This is a genomic window from Myxococcota bacterium, from assembly GCA_035498015.1.
In the GTDB taxonomy this organism is placed as follows: domain Bacteria; phylum Myxococcota_A; class UBA9160; order SZUA-336; family SZUA-336; genus VGRW01.
In genome coordinates this window covers 1-12,727 of sequence record DATKAO010000106.1, presented here as the reverse complement: position 1 = coordinate 12,727, position 12,727 = coordinate 1, and the positions used below count along the sequence as shown (strand labels likewise).

General features: G+C 71.7%; 17 protein-coding genes. 6 read left to right on the top strand and 11 right to left on the bottom strand.

What is annotated here, in order from left to right; all coding sequences use genetic code 11:
• Nucleotides 1-355, bottom strand: a 355-nt coding sequence (locus VMR86_09305; GenBank protein HTO07242.1) for an MFS transporter, incomplete at its 3' end; no start/stop codon positions are given.
• An 8-nt stretch (nucleotides 356-363) separates the two neighbouring features.
• Nucleotides 364-1,209 (bottom strand): TauD/TfdA family dioxygenase, encoded by an 846-nt coding sequence (locus VMR86_09300; GenBank protein ID HTO07241.1) that lies wholly within the window; start codon nucleotides 1,207-1,209, stop codon nucleotides 364-366.
• A 155-nt stretch (nucleotides 1,210-1,364) separates the two neighbouring features.
• Between VMR86_09300 and VMR86_09295 the strand changes: the two genes are divergently transcribed.
• Together VMR86_09295 and VMR86_09290 are read left to right on the top strand one after the other, a co-directional pair.
• A complete protein-coding gene (locus tag VMR86_09295; GenBank protein HTO07240.1) occupies nucleotides 1,365-2,069 on the top strand; it encodes a hypothetical protein in 705 nt (234 codons plus the stop codon).
• A gap of 19 nt (nucleotides 2,070-2,088) precedes the next feature.
• Nucleotides 2,089-2,760, top strand: a complete 672-nt coding sequence (locus tag VMR86_09290; GenBank protein HTO07239.1) for a DNA-3-methyladenine glycosylase I — start codon at nucleotides 2,089-2,091, stop codon at nucleotides 2,758-2,760.
• 13 nt (nucleotides 2,761-2,773) lie between these two features.
• On the opposite strand, the gene VMR86_09285 is transcribed toward VMR86_09290, so the two are convergent.
• From VMR86_09285 to VMR86_09260, 6 genes are all read right to left on the bottom strand, one after another.
• Nucleotides 2,774-3,109 carry a P-II family nitrogen regulator gene (locus VMR86_09285; protein HTO07238.1) on the bottom strand — a complete coding sequence of 112 codons (336 nt, stop codon included), beginning with the start codon at nucleotides 3,107-3,109 and terminating at the stop codon, nucleotides 2,774-2,776.
• 251 nt (nucleotides 3,110-3,360) lie between these two features.
• Nucleotides 3,361-4,167, bottom strand: coding sequence for an SDR family oxidoreductase (locus tag VMR86_09280; GenBank protein ID HTO07237.1), 807 nt, complete (start codon nucleotides 4,165-4,167; stop codon nucleotides 3,361-3,363).
• A 17-nt stretch (nucleotides 4,168-4,184) separates the two neighbouring features.
• Nucleotides 4,185-4,979, bottom strand: a complete 795-nt coding sequence (locus tag VMR86_09275) for a metal-dependent hydrolase (GenBank protein ID HTO07236.1) — start codon at nucleotides 4,977-4,979, stop codon at nucleotides 4,185-4,187.
• A gap of 39 nt (nucleotides 4,980-5,018) precedes the next feature.
• Entirely contained in the window at nucleotides 5,019-5,588 is a 570-nt protein-coding gene (locus VMR86_09270; GenBank protein ID HTO07235.1) for a hypothetical protein, read from the bottom strand.
• A gap of 24 nt (nucleotides 5,589-5,612) precedes the next feature.
• Complete coding sequence (locus tag VMR86_09265) at nucleotides 5,613-6,749, bottom strand: SRPBCC family protein (protein HTO07234.1); 1,137 nt, start codon at nucleotides 6,747-6,749, stop codon at nucleotides 5,613-5,615.
• A gap of 1 nt (nucleotide 6,750) precedes the next feature.
• The gene (locus tag VMR86_09260; GenBank protein ID HTO07233.1) at nucleotides 6,751-7,368 is read right to left on the bottom strand and encodes a TetR/AcrR family transcriptional regulator; all 618 of its coding nucleotides are present in this window, start codon (nucleotides 7,366-7,368) and stop codon (nucleotides 6,751-6,753) included.
• 37 nt (nucleotides 7,369-7,405) lie between these two features.
• Between VMR86_09260 and VMR86_09255 the strand changes: the two genes are divergently transcribed.
• Entirely contained in the window at nucleotides 7,406-8,476 is a 1,071-nt protein-coding gene (locus tag VMR86_09255; protein HTO07232.1) for an LLM class flavin-dependent oxidoreductase, read from the top strand.
• Here the strand turns inward: VMR86_09255 and VMR86_09250 are convergent.
• The 3 genes from VMR86_09250 to VMR86_09240 all read right to left on the bottom strand — a co-directional run bounded on the left by VMR86_09250 (nucleotide 8,460) and on the right by VMR86_09240 (nucleotide 10,543).
• On the bottom strand, nucleotides 8,460-9,167 hold the full coding sequence (locus VMR86_09250; GenBank protein ID HTO07231.1) for a YciI family protein: 708 nt from the start codon (nucleotides 9,165-9,167) through the stop codon (nucleotides 8,460-8,462). The two genes, VMR86_09255 and VMR86_09250, sit on opposite strands and share 17 nt — an antisense overlap.
• Before the next feature lie 69 nt (nucleotides 9,168-9,236).
• Entirely contained in the window at nucleotides 9,237-9,668 is a 432-nt protein-coding gene (locus VMR86_09245; protein HTO07230.1) for a hypothetical protein, read from the bottom strand.
• A gap of 53 nt (nucleotides 9,669-9,721) precedes the next feature.
• Entirely contained in the window at nucleotides 9,722-10,543 is an 822-nt protein-coding gene (locus tag VMR86_09240) for an enoyl-CoA hydratase-related protein (protein HTO07229.1), read from the bottom strand.
• A 25-nt stretch (nucleotides 10,544-10,568) separates the two neighbouring features.
• Between VMR86_09240 and VMR86_09235 the strand changes: the two genes are divergently transcribed.
• The 3 genes from VMR86_09235 to VMR86_09225 all read left to right on the top strand — a co-directional run.
• Nucleotides 10,569-11,345, top strand: a complete 777-nt coding sequence (locus VMR86_09235; GenBank protein HTO07228.1) for an enoyl-CoA hydratase-related protein — start codon at nucleotides 10,569-10,571, stop codon at nucleotides 11,343-11,345.
• A gap of 12 nt (nucleotides 11,346-11,357) precedes the next feature.
• On the top strand, nucleotides 11,358-12,431 hold the full coding sequence (locus VMR86_09230) for a nitronate monooxygenase (protein ID HTO07227.1): 1,074 nt from the start codon (nucleotides 11,358-11,360) through the stop codon (nucleotides 12,429-12,431).
• Nucleotides 12,428-12,727: epimerase (locus tag VMR86_09225; protein HTO07226.1), on the top strand; the 300-nt coding region annotated here is incomplete at its 3' end. The genes VMR86_09230 and VMR86_09225, both read left to right, overlap by 4 nt.

Genomic DNA, 12,727 nt, shown 5'->3' with positions numbered 1-12,727 from the left:
ACGCGTTCAGCGCGGCGGCCGCCTTCACGCTGCCGGTCCCGGTGAGCACGAGCGCGGCGAGCGCGGCCTGTGCGGTCATCGCCAGCAGGTCGGCGCCGACCATCTGGCGCCGGCGCGAGCCGCGGTCCGCGAAGGCGCCCGCGAAGAACTGCAGGGCGATCTGCGCCGCCGCGCCGGCCGCGAGCACCAGGCCGACGTCGCTCGCGTCGCCGCGCAGGTCGTCGAGCACCGCGAACGGCAGCGCCGTCGGCGTCATGGCGCTGCCGAACTCCGACACGAGGCGCGCCGCGAACAGCCGCGCGAAGTCGCGCTCGCGCAGGAGGGAGAGACCGTCGCGCCAGCCCGCTTCCGCCAAGCGCTCGTTCAGGCCGCTTCGGTCGCCGGGTCGCCCGCGATGCGGGTGTGGTGCATCACGCGCGCCTCGCCGTGGTCCCACGGGCGCGCGCGGTGCAGCACGCAGCGGTTGTCCCAGATTACCACGTCGCCCGGGCTCCAGGAGTGACTCAAGGTTCGCGGCGGGCGGCAGGCAGCTTCGACGAGTGAGTCGAGGAGGCGTTCCGACTCTTCGGGCGGGAGCCCCGGAATGCCGTAGGCGTGCCGGCCGATGAAGAGCGAGGGCCGGCCGGTCACGGGGTGGATCTTCACCAGCCGCCGCAGCGGCGGATCCGAGACCGAGAAGCCGTAGCCGAAGTCGCCCGGGCTCGTGTGACCCGCGCGCGCTTGCGAGTAGCGCAACGAGTGGAATGCCGAGAGGCGACTCACCCGCTCGCGCAGCTCGATGGAGAGCGCCTCCCAGGCGGCGCGCATGTCGGCCCACTCGGTCTCGCCGCCGCGCGAGGGCACGACCTCGGCGGACAACACCGACGCCTTCGCGGCCAGCGGCATGTAGGAGCTGTCGGTGTGCCAGCCCTCGTTGCCGCGCAGGATCTGCATCGGTCCTTCGTCGTCGGCGTAGAGGCTGCCGTCCTTGCGGCGGTTCGAGATGGGGACGGTGTCGACGCCGGGCACGATGTGCTCGATCTCGCCGAAGTGCCGCGCGAAGTCGACCTGCTCGTCGGCGGAGAGGTGCTGGCCCGGGAAGATCAGCACGGCGTGTGCGTGGAACGCGTTCTCGATCGCCTTCCAATCTTCGGACTCGAGCGCAGCCAGGCGCACACCGTCGACCACCGCGCCGAGCGTCGCGTCGCAGGGAGTGATCCGGCTCACCATGCCGAGATTCGAGCACCCCGGAGCGCGCATTTCAATCGCGTCCAGGCGAATGCACCGGCGACTGACTCAAGTCGAACGGTCAGGAGGCCGAACGCGAGAGAGAGGGGCGAAGCCGGCTAGCGCGAGCAATGCGCAAGTCGTGTGCAGGAGAGCGGGTGCGAGAGCTCGGGGTGGTTGCTGGGCTGTGGCTCGCGGCGTCGGTCGCCGGCGCCGATCCCGCCAACGGCAACCTCGGCGCCACATTCGCCTTGCCCGGCAGCGCCATGGACGTGCGCATCCACTACGCGTCGGCAGGCAGCGGCGCGAGCGCGCTCGCCGGCGAAGGCAGCCTGGGGGCGAACCTTCCCCTCGACGGGCGGCTCACCGTGCGGGTTCCAGTCAGCGTCGGCTCCAGCGCAATGTTAGGAGACACTCAGGTCGCGGCGGGATACGCGCTGCTACACGAGAGCAACCTCTTGCCGAGGCTCGCCGTGACGGCGGAGCTAGCCCTGCCGACTGCGCCCGGCTCGCACGGCGCGCGGCCCGGCGTGAAGGCCACGGCCGCGAAGAAGCTGCTGTGGGGCCCCGTGCGCGACTTTCACGTCGAGACCGAACTGCGGACCGAAGGGCGCGGGCTTGCGCGCTCCTACCGCACGGCGGTGGGCACGCACTTGCAGATCCTGAAGTCGACGACCGCGAGCATCGACCTGGTCACCCTACGCCCCTCGGGCCGCTCGCTCCTGCCGCGCGACGACCAGGCGCAGATCGGCATCTGCCAGGAAGTCACGAAGGGCACCAAGCTGCGGCTCGGGCTGGGCGCCGGAGTCACCGGCGGACAGAGCTCGCTGCGCAGCACGGTCGGGATCGACTGGCGCTTCTAATCCCCTGTACGATGGCGCGATGCAGCCGTGGAAGGACATCGAGGCGCGCGCCCAGAAGCGCATGGGCGGGGCGGCGGCGCTCGAGGCGGAGCTGCCCCATCCGAAGTCACGCGCGGCGCTGCTGCGCGTTCCCGACTCACGCTGGCTCGCGGAGCTGACGCGCGGCGTGTTCCAGGCTGGCTTCGTGTGGCGCGTGATCGAGGCGAAGTGGCCCGGCTTCGAGGCCGCGTTCGACGAGTTCGAGGTCGAGAAGGTCGCGCGCTACAGCGAGGCGCGGCTCGCGAAGCTCGCGGCCGACGAGCGCATCGTGCGCAACCCGCAGAAGATCCGCGCCACGCGCGCGAACGCGCAGTTCCTGCGCGAGCTCGCGGCGGAGCACGGCTCGGCGGCGCGCTTCTTCGCCGACTGGCCGGAGAACGACATCGTGGGTCTGTGGGAGGTGATGCGCACGCGGGGCAGCCGGCTCGGCGGCTTCACGGGCCAGTTCGCGCTGCGCCATCTGGGCAAGGACACGCCCATGTTCACCGATTCAGTGCTGAAGGCGCTGCGGCTCGAGGGCGTGGTGGAGGCGAAGAGCCCGAGCTCGCGCGCCGCGCTGCAGCGCGTGCAGGAGGCGTTCAACGCCTGGCGCGAAGAGAGCGGGCGGCCGCTGTGCGAGCTATCGAAGATCCTGGCGCTCTCGGTCGACTGACGACCGAGTGCGCTCAGCGAGTCACGCGCCCGCGCATGCCTGTGAGCTGACTCACTCGCACCGCCTTCTCGACCGCGAGCACGAGGATCTCGCTGTCTCTTCCGAACCCGTCGAGACCCTGTTGGATCGCGTCGATGGCGGAGTCCACGTCGTGGTCGGGCACGACCAGCTCGAGCTTCACGCGCTCGTGACCGATCGCGTGCCTCGCCCCGCGATACGTTCCCAGCGGCGCCGCCGGGTCGAAGATCGTGACGTCGCTCACCTGGAACGGACCTAGCTTGGCCATGCCGAGCGTGTGGCTCACGCCACTGAGTGAGTCAGGAAGTACCACCACTTCGATCTTGTGCACGAAGCATCTCCTTGCCCATCGCTTCTCGCGAGGGTTGCCAGGTCCCGGAGCATCAAGCGTGCCACCTTGGCGGGCCATCATCCTGAGGCGGCAGCTCAGGGTCCCCTGCAATTCGCAGCGCGCCACCGCGGTCTGCAATGCCACTTGCCGCGGGACGCGCTGCGCGATCATCGCGACCGCGGCACGCCCGATGCACAGCGCAAACGCCCTCCGGCGCAAACGCAGGCTCTACCGCAGCGATTGAGCGCGAGTCACTTTCGGCCCAGCTGGTGGTCGAAGATGGCCTGGTTGCGTCCGTAGCCCTGCTGGCCGCCGGCCACGAACAACACCTCGCCGGTCACGTAGCTCGCCGCGGGCGAGGACAGGAAGGTGACTGCGTGCGCCACCTCTTCACGCGTGCCGTAGCGCGCGAGCGGAATGCCGCCGAAGAGCTGACCGATGTCGGGATCGTACGCGCCCTTGAAGCCCTCGGTCTCGACCGCACCGGGGGCGACGCAGTTGAGTCTCACCGTGGGGCCCCACTCGTAGGCCAGCGTGCGCGTGAGCTCGAGCACGCCCGCGCGGGCGGCGGCGGTGTGCGCGAGGCCCGGAAAGCCTCGGCCCACCACGGCGATGATGTTCGTGATCACTCCGCTGCCCTGGTCGAGCATCTGCTTCCCGAACACCTGAGTCATGTTCCAGGTGCCGTTCAGGTTGGTGTCGATCACCGCGTTCCAGCCCTTCGGGCTGAAGTCACGCGCTGCCTGGGGGAACTGGCCGCCGGCGTTGTTGACGAGCACGTCGACCCGCGGGAAGAGCTCGCGCGCGCGCGCCGCGAGCGCCTCGACCGCCTCGCGCTCGCGAATGTTCACGAACGCGGTCTCGACCCGGCGGCCCGTGGCCGTGCGCAGCTCCTTGGCGGCGAGCTCGAGCCGGTCGACCTTGCGCGCCGCGAGCAACAGGTCGGCGCCGGCCCGCGCCAGGCACTCGGCGATCGCCCGGCCGAGCCCGCTGCCGCCGCCGGTGACCAGCGCAGTCTGTCCCGCGAACAGGTCGGGCGCGAACGGGAAGGTTCCCATCCGCGGAGTCTACCCGCTCAGGCGACGCGGGCGCGCCAGGTCTCGATCAGCTCCGCGTCGTCGATCTGGCTCGGGTGGAAGCCGCGCCGGAACCACGCGCGGTACTCGCGTCCGGCGCCGCGCAAGAGACCCGCGCGCCCGAACAGGAAGCGGAGGCCGCCCGGAAAGCGCCGGAGCTCGCGGTCCTTGGCCAGCATGTACGCGGTGCGCACGAGCATCTCGCTGAACAGGCCGACGCTCGTGAAGAGCAGCGCGAACGCGCGCAGGAGGTAGCTCGGCGCCACGCGCTGCAGCACGTCGAAGGCGACCGTCTTGTGCTCGGCCTCTTCGAGCGCGTGCCAGCGCCACAGCGCGGCCATGCGCGGGTCCATCGGCGCCGTGAAGCGGGAGTCGTGCTCGAGGATCCGGCGCGCCAGGAGCGCGGTCAGGTGCTCTAGCGCTGCCGTGGCCGCGAGCGCGAAGCGCGGGACGCGGCGGTTGAGCAGGCGCATGACCGTGTCACCTGCGCGGTTCATGCGCGCGATCGCCGCGTAGCCGTGCGCGTCGAGCAGCGCCAGGTGGCGGTCGTGCTGGTGACTGTGCTGGCCTTCCTGGCCCGCGAAGCCCCGGATCGCGCGCTGCAGCTCGAGATCGTCGACCCGGTCGCGGAAACGCAGCACCGAGCGCACGAAGAACGCCTCGCCGTCGGGAAAGACCGAAGACAGCGCGTCGAGGTAGTGAGTCGCGAACGGGTCGCCGCCGTACCAGTAGCGCGGCACGTCGGGGCCGAGCTCGAGCGCCGGCCGCCGGACCTCGATGGCTGTGGTGGTCACCCGGGCAGATTGCCGGAATACGGGTCCGTATGCAAGGAGTCAGGCGGGCAGCGCGCGGCGCAGGTCGCGGACCACGTTCAGGAAGATCTCCTTCAGCGCCTGGTCAGTCGATGAGCGCGTGATGCCCTTCTGCGCGAAGGGTCCGCCGCCCATCGAGGCGCCGATCCCGGACCAACCGTCGGCGCGGTACTCCTTGGTGAGGAGTGAGGTCCCCGCTCCGTCGCTGGCTTCCACCACGACCTTGATGTGAGCCGCCTGGTCCTCCATCAGGTACTCGACGCTCTGGATCTTCACCAGCACCGCGGGCGCATCGGGCTTCTCGGGAGACATCACTTCCTGGAAGTCGGTGAATGCGGCCTCGAGGTAGGTCACTGCAAACTCGTGGGTGCGCTCGCCGTAGACGATGGTCCAGCTGTTGAGCACCGCGCGGAAGGTATTGCTGGCGGCCTGCAGCTCGGGGGACATGTAGAGCCGGACGCTCGCGGCCGTCTTCGAAGCTTCGAGCTCCGGCGGGGCCTGAGTGAGGGGATGGAACCCGACCGTGTGACTGCAGCCGAGCCACACACCGGCCGCCGCCGCGCAGACTGCCGCCCGAAGCCGTTTCGCCACGGGCTTGAGTATGGCGGCCCGTGACTAGTCGGCCAGTGCTTTGCTCAGCGACTCGTGGAAGTGCACGAGCGCCGGCTCCATGCGCCCGTAGATCACTTCCGGCAGCGCGCCGCTGGCCAGGTTGGCCTGGATGCGCGCCATCATCGGGAAGTCCTCGGCGTTGGTGACCGCGAGCAGCGCGTCGAGGTTCTTCCGCCAGTAGCTGCGCTCGCGCTCCGATGCCGGCTCCCGCGGCGCGATGACGCTGGTCGAGACCCGCGTGCGGTCCACCGCCAGAGGCTGCAGGCGCCACAGCTCGAAGTGGTCGATCTGGTGCACCAGGATGGCGTTGGGCAGGAGCAGATACTGGGTCGTGGCGTGCGGCAGGAGCCGGCGCTCGGCCAGGGGCTTTTCGAGCTCGCCTGCGAGTGACTTGCGCAGGCCCACGAAGCGGCTGTGCGGGCCGAAGGCGTCGAAGAGCCAGCGGTCGAAGTAGTAGTGCGGCGCGATCGAGTCCTTGTGCAGCCAGGGGATGTGATACGGCTCGGTGAAGGTGTCGATCACGAGCTTCCAGTTGATCGGCACCTCGAACGTGCGCGTCTCGATCGGTACCCAGCCGGCGAGATCGTGGGCTGCCAGCTCGCGCTCCGCGCCGTGCAGCACCGCGTCGGGCGAGATCGCCGGCCCCGCGGCGGCGCGCGCGAACACCAGGCCATGGCCCTCGGCCACCGCGAGCGGATGGAGCGAGAGACTCGCGCGGTCCAGGTCGTCAAAGCCCGGCTCGGCGCCCGGCCGCACGCGCAGGCGGCCATCGAGATCGTAGGTCCAGCCGTGATACGGGCAGGCCACGGCCCGGCCCGTGTGACCGCAGCCCTCGAGCAAGGTCGCGCCGCGGTGCCTGCAGGCGTTCACGAAGCCGCGCAGTGACCCGTCGGCCTGGCGCAGCACCACGGCGGGCACGCCGCCGAGGTTCGCGCTCAGGAAGTCACCGGGCTTGGCGCACTCGGCGGAGAGCCCCACGAGCTGCGGCCAGCCGCGAAACAGGCGCTCGAGCTCGCGCTGGAAGCGCGCCGGGTCGGTGTAGGCCGAGGCGGCGTTGCGCAGGCTGTGCGCGCCGAGCGGCCCGGGGCGCTCGGCCGTCTCGAGCCGGGCCAGCAGCTCGCGTTCGCGTTCGGGAGTCATGTCAGCTTCTCGAATCCGGGTTAGAGACGCCTTCGAGCAAGAGGCTCGCCAGGTCACTCGCCACGCGGCGCGCCGGCAGCTTGCCGCTGCGGAACCAGTCGGCGGCCCAGTTCAGCGCGCCGAAGATGCCCATGCGCACCAGCGACGGATCGAGGTCCTGGCGCAAGAAGCCCGCGCGCCGCCCGTCCGCGATCAGTCGCTTCCACAGCCGGCCGTAGGCGCGCTGCGCGGCGAGCTGGCGCTCACGGATCTCGGGCGGCACCTGCCAGATCAGCTTGATCGTGGCCGAGGTGTAGTGCTCCTGCTCGACGACCATGAGCAGGTGCGCCTCGATCGCAGCGCGCAGCCGGTCGAGCGCGCTCGCGCGCACGGGCAGCTCCGCGAGCCGCGCCTCGACGGCCGCCCGCGCTCTCGCAAGGCCCAGTGACATGACCGCCTCGACCAGCTCCTCGCGTGACTCGAAGTGGTAGTAGAGGCTGCCGGCCTTCATGCCGATCTCGGCCGCGATGTCGGCCAGCGTGCCGCCGGAGTAGCCGCGGTCGCGAAACACGCGCGCGGCGGCATCGAGGATGCTGCTGCGCGTGAGCTCGGACTTTCGCTGTGCCGCGCGCACCGCCACGATTGAATTCTAATCCATATTCGATTATTCTGCGAGCATGGACGTCGGGATCCAAACGCTCTTCTCGAGCCACGGCTGGGACGGCATCACGGACGGCCAGGTCTACCGCGAGGACACGGCGCTGGCGCTGCTCGCCGAGGAGCTGGGCTTCGACGTGGTATGGGCCGTCGAGCACCACTTCTACGACTACTCGTTCTGCCCCGACAACACCGAGTGGCTCGCGTTCGTGGCCGGGCGCACGAGCCGCATCGAGCTCGGCACCGCGGCCGTAATCATGCCCTGGAACGAGCCGCTGCGCGTGGCCGAGAAAGTCGCCCTGCTCGACCACGTGTCGGGCGGGCGGCTGCGCTTCGGCATGGGCCGCGGGCTGTCGCGCCGGGAATACGCGCACTTCCGCGGCATCCAGATGGACGAGTCACGCGCGCGCTTCGACGAGTCCGCCGCCATGGTGCAGCGCGCGCTCGAGACGGGCGTGATCGAGGGCCACGGCCCCTACTACCCGCAGCCGCGCACGCCCGTCCGCCCCGCCCCGGAGCGCAGCTTCGCGGGCCGCACCTACGCCGTGGCCACGTCCGACGACTCACTCGAGGCCGCGGCCGTGCTGAAGGCCGCGATGGTCATGTTCGCCGACCGCAGCTGGAAGGGCCGCCTGCCGCAGATCGAGCGCTGGCGCACGCGCTACCGCGAGCTGCACGGCGAGCCGGCGCCGCCGCCGCTGATCTGTGACTTCGTGTACTGCCACGCCGACGAGGCCACCGCAAAGGACCGTGGCACGCGCCACCTGGCGACGTATCTCGAGAGCGTGCTCGAGCACTACGAAGTCATGGGCGACCACTTCCAGGGCATGAAGGGCTACGAGGCCTACGCCGGCGCCGCGGGCGCGCTCAAGCGCATGGGCTCGACCGGCTTCCTGAACGGCTTTCTCGACGCCACTGCCCACGGCACGCCGCGGCAGATCCTCGAGCGCTACCGCGCGCGCTGGGAGCTGATCGGCCCGTTCGAAGCCGCGCCGGCCTTCCGCTTCGGCGGCATTCCGTTCGCGCAAGCCGAGGCCAGCATGCGCCTGTTCGCCGTGGAAGTGCTGCCCGAGCTCAAGACCTGGAAGTAGCGACCTCGCGCACCTCGACCGCGCCCCAGGCCGCGTGCGGCACGCGTTTGGCGAGCTCGATCGCCTCCGCCCGGTCCCGCGCCTGCACGAGGGCGAAGCCGGCGATGATCTCCTTCGACTCCGCGAACGGGCCGTCGGTCACCACCGCCCTGCCCTGGTGACTCGTGATCAGCGCCGAGGGCACCTGCGGCGGCAGCGCGCCGTCGCCGAGATACTTCCCTTCGCGCGCGAGTGAGTCGGTGAACGCGCGCATCTCCTTCATGCCTTCCCGGATGCGCGCTTCGTCGGGGATCGGGCCGCCGCGCTCCAGCAGATACAGCAACAGGAAGCGCGGCGCGCCGCTCGGCTCCGGACCGCGCAGATAGCGGCCCGCGCGCAGCTCGACCAGGCCCGCGCGCGCCCAGGGGCAGCGCCCGGCCAGCTCGAGCGCCGCCGCGCGGTCCGCTGCCTCGATCGCGAAGAAGCCGCCGAGCACCTCGCGCGCCTCGGCGAACGGTCCGTCGGTCACCGCGGCGCGCCCGTTGCGCACCTGCACCCGCGCGGCCTCGGACTCTGGCCGGAGCGACCCGGCCGCGCCGCGCAGCGCGCCCGACTGCGCGAGCTCCTGGGCGTACTTGCCCATCTCCTCGACGCCCACCTCGGAGCGCGGCGGCTCGCCGCGCCGGCTCTGGATCAAGAGCACGAACTCCATCTTGGGTTCCTCCTGCCGGAACGACGCGCGGCGCGCGCGAGCACGACGGTGGCAACCCGGGCCCCGGGGCTAGGGGATGATCGCCTTGCAGATGGGCGGGGTCGGCTCCACGGGCTCGAGGTAGAAGCGGAACATCTCGGCGCGCATGGGGTTGCTGCGCTCGACCGGGTCGTTCCAGTCGCGCACGTCGACCCGCTCGGCGCGCGTGGGCGGCAGGTCGCCGGCCAGGACGACGCCGCGCACCCCGCCGAACTCGGCCTGGTGGCGGTAGACCGTGCGATCCAAGGGGCTGCGGCCGGGGATCCGCGCCTCGTTCGGGTCGTAGAGCACCGGCGGGCTCTCGATCGACATGTCGTCCCAGTGCCGGCCCAGCGAGGGCTGGATGTACTCGTTGAACCAGGCCTCGGCACCCGCGCGCTCGATGTCGCTTTGTGCAAAAGCGCACAGCGGCACGCCGGCGAGCCACGCCACTGCGACCATCTGCCTCGCGATCTGGTTCATGTTCATGGTTCGACGCCCGGCACCTCGCGGTGCTGCAGGTTGGATGCCGCGCGCTACCGCGGCGGTTTGCTTCCGATTCGCGGGAACTTGGCCGCGCGCTTCTCCAGCAGCGCCGCCGCGCCCTCGCGGGCATCGGGCCGATCGATCGCGCGCCAGGCCGTGACGTCCGCGTCCGGGAGCGCGGTCGTGTAGGCCTGGCCGAAGTGCTCGTAGACCATGCGCTTGGTGTCGGCGAGCGCTGCCGGCGAGACCGTGGCCGCGAGCTCGGCCACGTAGCGCGTGGCGGCGGCGACCAGCTCGCCCGGCTCGACGAGATACTCGACGAGCCCGATGCGCGCGGCCTCGGCGGCGTCGATGCGGCGCGAGGTCCACAAAAGATCGAGCGCCCGGCCGGCGCCGATCAGCCGCGGCACGATCCAGGTGGTGCCGTGCTCGGCCACGAGCCCGCGCTTGGTGAAGATCGAGGTGAAGCTGGCGGCCGTCGACGCGAAGCGCACGTCGCACAGCGCGGCCAGCACGAAGCCGCCGCCCGCGGCGACGCCGTTCACGGCCGCGATCACGGGCTTGGGCACGCGCAGGAGATACGTGAACAGCCCGGGCACCTCGTCGGCGGGTGGCCGCTCGCGCGAGCCGGAGCCGCGCGTGGTGGTGGCAGCGAGCGCCTCGGCGTCGAGCCCCGCGCAGAACCCGCGCCCCTTGCCGGTGATCACGATCCCGACCACACGCGGGTCGGTCGCCGCCGCGTCCACGGCCGCGCGGATCTCGCCCAGCATCGGGTACGTGAAGGCATTCAGCTTGTCGGGGCGCGCCAGGCGGATCAGCGCGACCGGATCGGCGATCTCGACCTCGATGTCCTGGTAGCGCGACTCGGTCATGGCACGCCCAGATTACACTGATTGAATGAGCGCTTACGAGACGATCCTGTGCGAGCTGAGCGGCGGGGTCGCACGCGTGACCCTGAACCGGCCCGAGCGCCTGAACGGCATGACGAACCAGATGGTGGTCGAGACGCACGACGCGCTCGGCCACCTGGCCGCCGACCCGAGCGTGCGTGTGCTGGTGCTGACGGGTGCGGGCCGCGGCTTCTGCCCGGGCGCCGACCTGGGTCACTTCTCGTCCGGCGGCGGCGCGCGCGACGCCGCGCTCGCGCCCGAGCATCTCGACGTGCCGCGGCTCTTGCACGACATGCCCGCGCTCACGATCGCCGCCGTGAACGGCGCCTGCGCCGGGGCGGGCCTGGGCTGGGCCTGCGGCTGCGATCTGCGCGTGGCGGCGCGCTCGGCGAACTTCTCGACCGCGTTCCTGCGCGTGGCCGTGGCGGGTGACATGGCGCTGCCCTGGACGCTGCCGCGCCTGGTCGGCGCCGCGAAGGCGCGCGAGCTCTCGTTTCTGTGCGAGAAGTTCTCGGCCGAGGACGCGCTGCGCATCGGCCTGGTGGCGCGCGTCTGGGACGACGCCGACTTCGCGCGAGAAGTCGAGTCACTGGTCGGCCGGCTGCTGAAGAGCTCACCCACCGCGCTGCGCGCGCTGAACGCCCACTATCTCGCCGCCGAGAGACTCGGGCTCGCGGAGTTCCTGGCCCTGGAGAGCCAGGCCCACCTCGAGATCGCGAGCGGCGCGGACGCGGCGGAGGCGTTCCGGGCGTTCGTGGAGAAGCGCGAGCCGCGCTTCGGCTAGAGCTCACGGAGCATGGCGAACGCGGCACTGTCTCGCGCGGCTTCGTTCTGTGGAACGCTCGGGCTGGAGCGGCCGATCCTGCTCGCGCCCATGGCGGGGGCGTGCCCGCCGGGTCTCTCGATCGCGGTGATGAATGCCGGCGGCATGGGGGCGATGGGGGCGCTGCTCACGGCGCCCGAGGGCATCGCGGCGTGGGTGGCCGAGGTGCGCGCGGCGGCGCGGGGGCCGTTTCAGGTGAACCTCTGGATCCCGGATCCGGCGCCGCGGCGGGACGCCGACGCGGAGGCGCGCATCCGCGAGTTCCTCGCTGCCTGGGGACCCGAGGTGGGCGCGCATGCCGGGCAGGCGGTCCTGCCCGACTTCGGCGCGCAGTGCGAGATGCTGCTCGAGCTCGCGCCGCCGGTGGTGTCTTCGATCATGGGACTGTTTCCGGCTGCGTTCGTGACTCGCTTGCGGGCGCGCGGGATCCGCTGGTTCGCGACCGCGACCACGATCGCCGAGGCGCGGCTGGCGCGCGACGCGGGCGCGGACGCGATCCTGGCGCAGGGCTGGGAGGCGGGCGGCCACCGCGGCTCTTTCGATGCGAGCGCGGCCGAGCGCACGGGGGTGGGTCTGTTCGCGCTCCTGCCGCGGCTGGCCGACGTGATCGACCTGCCGATCGTCGCCTCGGGCGGGATCGCCGACGGGCGGGGCAGCGCGGCGGCGCTGACACTGGGCGCGAGCGCGGTCATGCTCGGCACCGCCTTCCTGCGCAGCCCCGAGGCGAACACCCCGGCGGCCTGGGCCGATGCGCTCGAGTCACTCGAGCCGGAAGACACTCAGCTCACCGCCGCGCTCACCGGCCGGCACGGCCGCGCCATCGCCACCCGCTACGTGCGCGCCGCGGCGGCAAGCGGGGCCCCCGCGCCGGCGCCCCACCCCGTGCAGCGCGGACTCACGCGCGCCATGCGCGAGGCGGCCGCGGCGGCCGGCGACTTGCAGCGCATGCAGGCGTGGGCCGGGCAGTCGGCTGCGCTGGCCCGGCCGATGCTCGCCGGGGAGCGGGTGAGAAATCTCTGGGACCAGGCGCGTAGGCTCTTGGCATGAGCGCTCGCGCACTGGTCATCGGCGGCACCGGCCCCACGGGGCCCTTCATCGTGAACGGCTTGCGCCGGCGCGGCTTTGCGGTGGCGATGCTGCACTCGGGCCGGCACGAGCGGGAGGAGATCCCGCCCGACGTGGAGCACGTGCACACCGACCCCTTCGACGAGCGCGCGCTCGAGACCGCGCTCGCCGGGCGCAGCTTCGAGGTATGCGTGGCGACCTACGGCCGGCTGCGCGCCACCGCCAAGGTCATGGTCGGGCGCTGCGGCAAGTTCATCTCGGTCGGCGGCGGGCCGGCG

Excerpts from the sequence above, each read along its gene's own strand:
- VMR86_09300 (HTO07241.1), bottom strand. The coding sequence starts at position 1,209 with ATGGTGAGCCGGATCACTCCCTGCGACGCGACGCTCGGCGCGGTGGTC.
- VMR86_09245 (HTO07230.1), bottom strand. The coding sequence starts at position 9,668 with ATGAACCAGATCGCGAGGCAGATGGTCGCAGTGGCGTGGCTCGCCGGC.
- VMR86_09280 (HTO07237.1), bottom strand. The coding sequence starts at position 4,167 with ATGGGAACCTTCCCGTTCGCGCCCGACCTGTTCGCGGGACAGACTGCG.
- VMR86_09240 (HTO07229.1), bottom strand. The coding sequence starts at position 10,543 with ATGACCGAGTCGCGCTACCAGGACATCGAGGTCGAGATCGCCGATCCG.
- VMR86_09255 (HTO07232.1), top strand. The coding sequence starts at position 7,406 with ATGGACGTCGGGATCCAAACGCTCTTCTCGAGCCACGGCTGGGACGGC.
- VMR86_09290 (HTO07239.1), top strand. The coding sequence starts at position 2,089 with ATGCAGCCGTGGAAGGACATCGAGGCGCGCGCCCAGAAGCGCATGGGC.
- VMR86_09250 (HTO07231.1), bottom strand. The coding sequence starts at position 9,167 with ATGGAGTTCGTGCTCTTGATCCAGAGCCGGCGCGGCGAGCCGCCGCGC.
- VMR86_09265 (HTO07234.1), bottom strand. The coding sequence starts at position 6,749 with ATGACTCCCGAACGCGAACGCGAGCTGCTGGCCCGGCTCGAGACGGCC.
- VMR86_09230 (HTO07227.1), top strand. The coding sequence starts at position 11,358 with ATGGCGAACGCGGCACTGTCTCGCGCGGCTTCGTTCTGTGGAACGCTC.
- VMR86_09235 (HTO07228.1), top strand. The coding sequence starts at position 10,569 with ATGAGCGCTTACGAGACGATCCTGTGCGAGCTGAGCGGCGGGGTCGCA.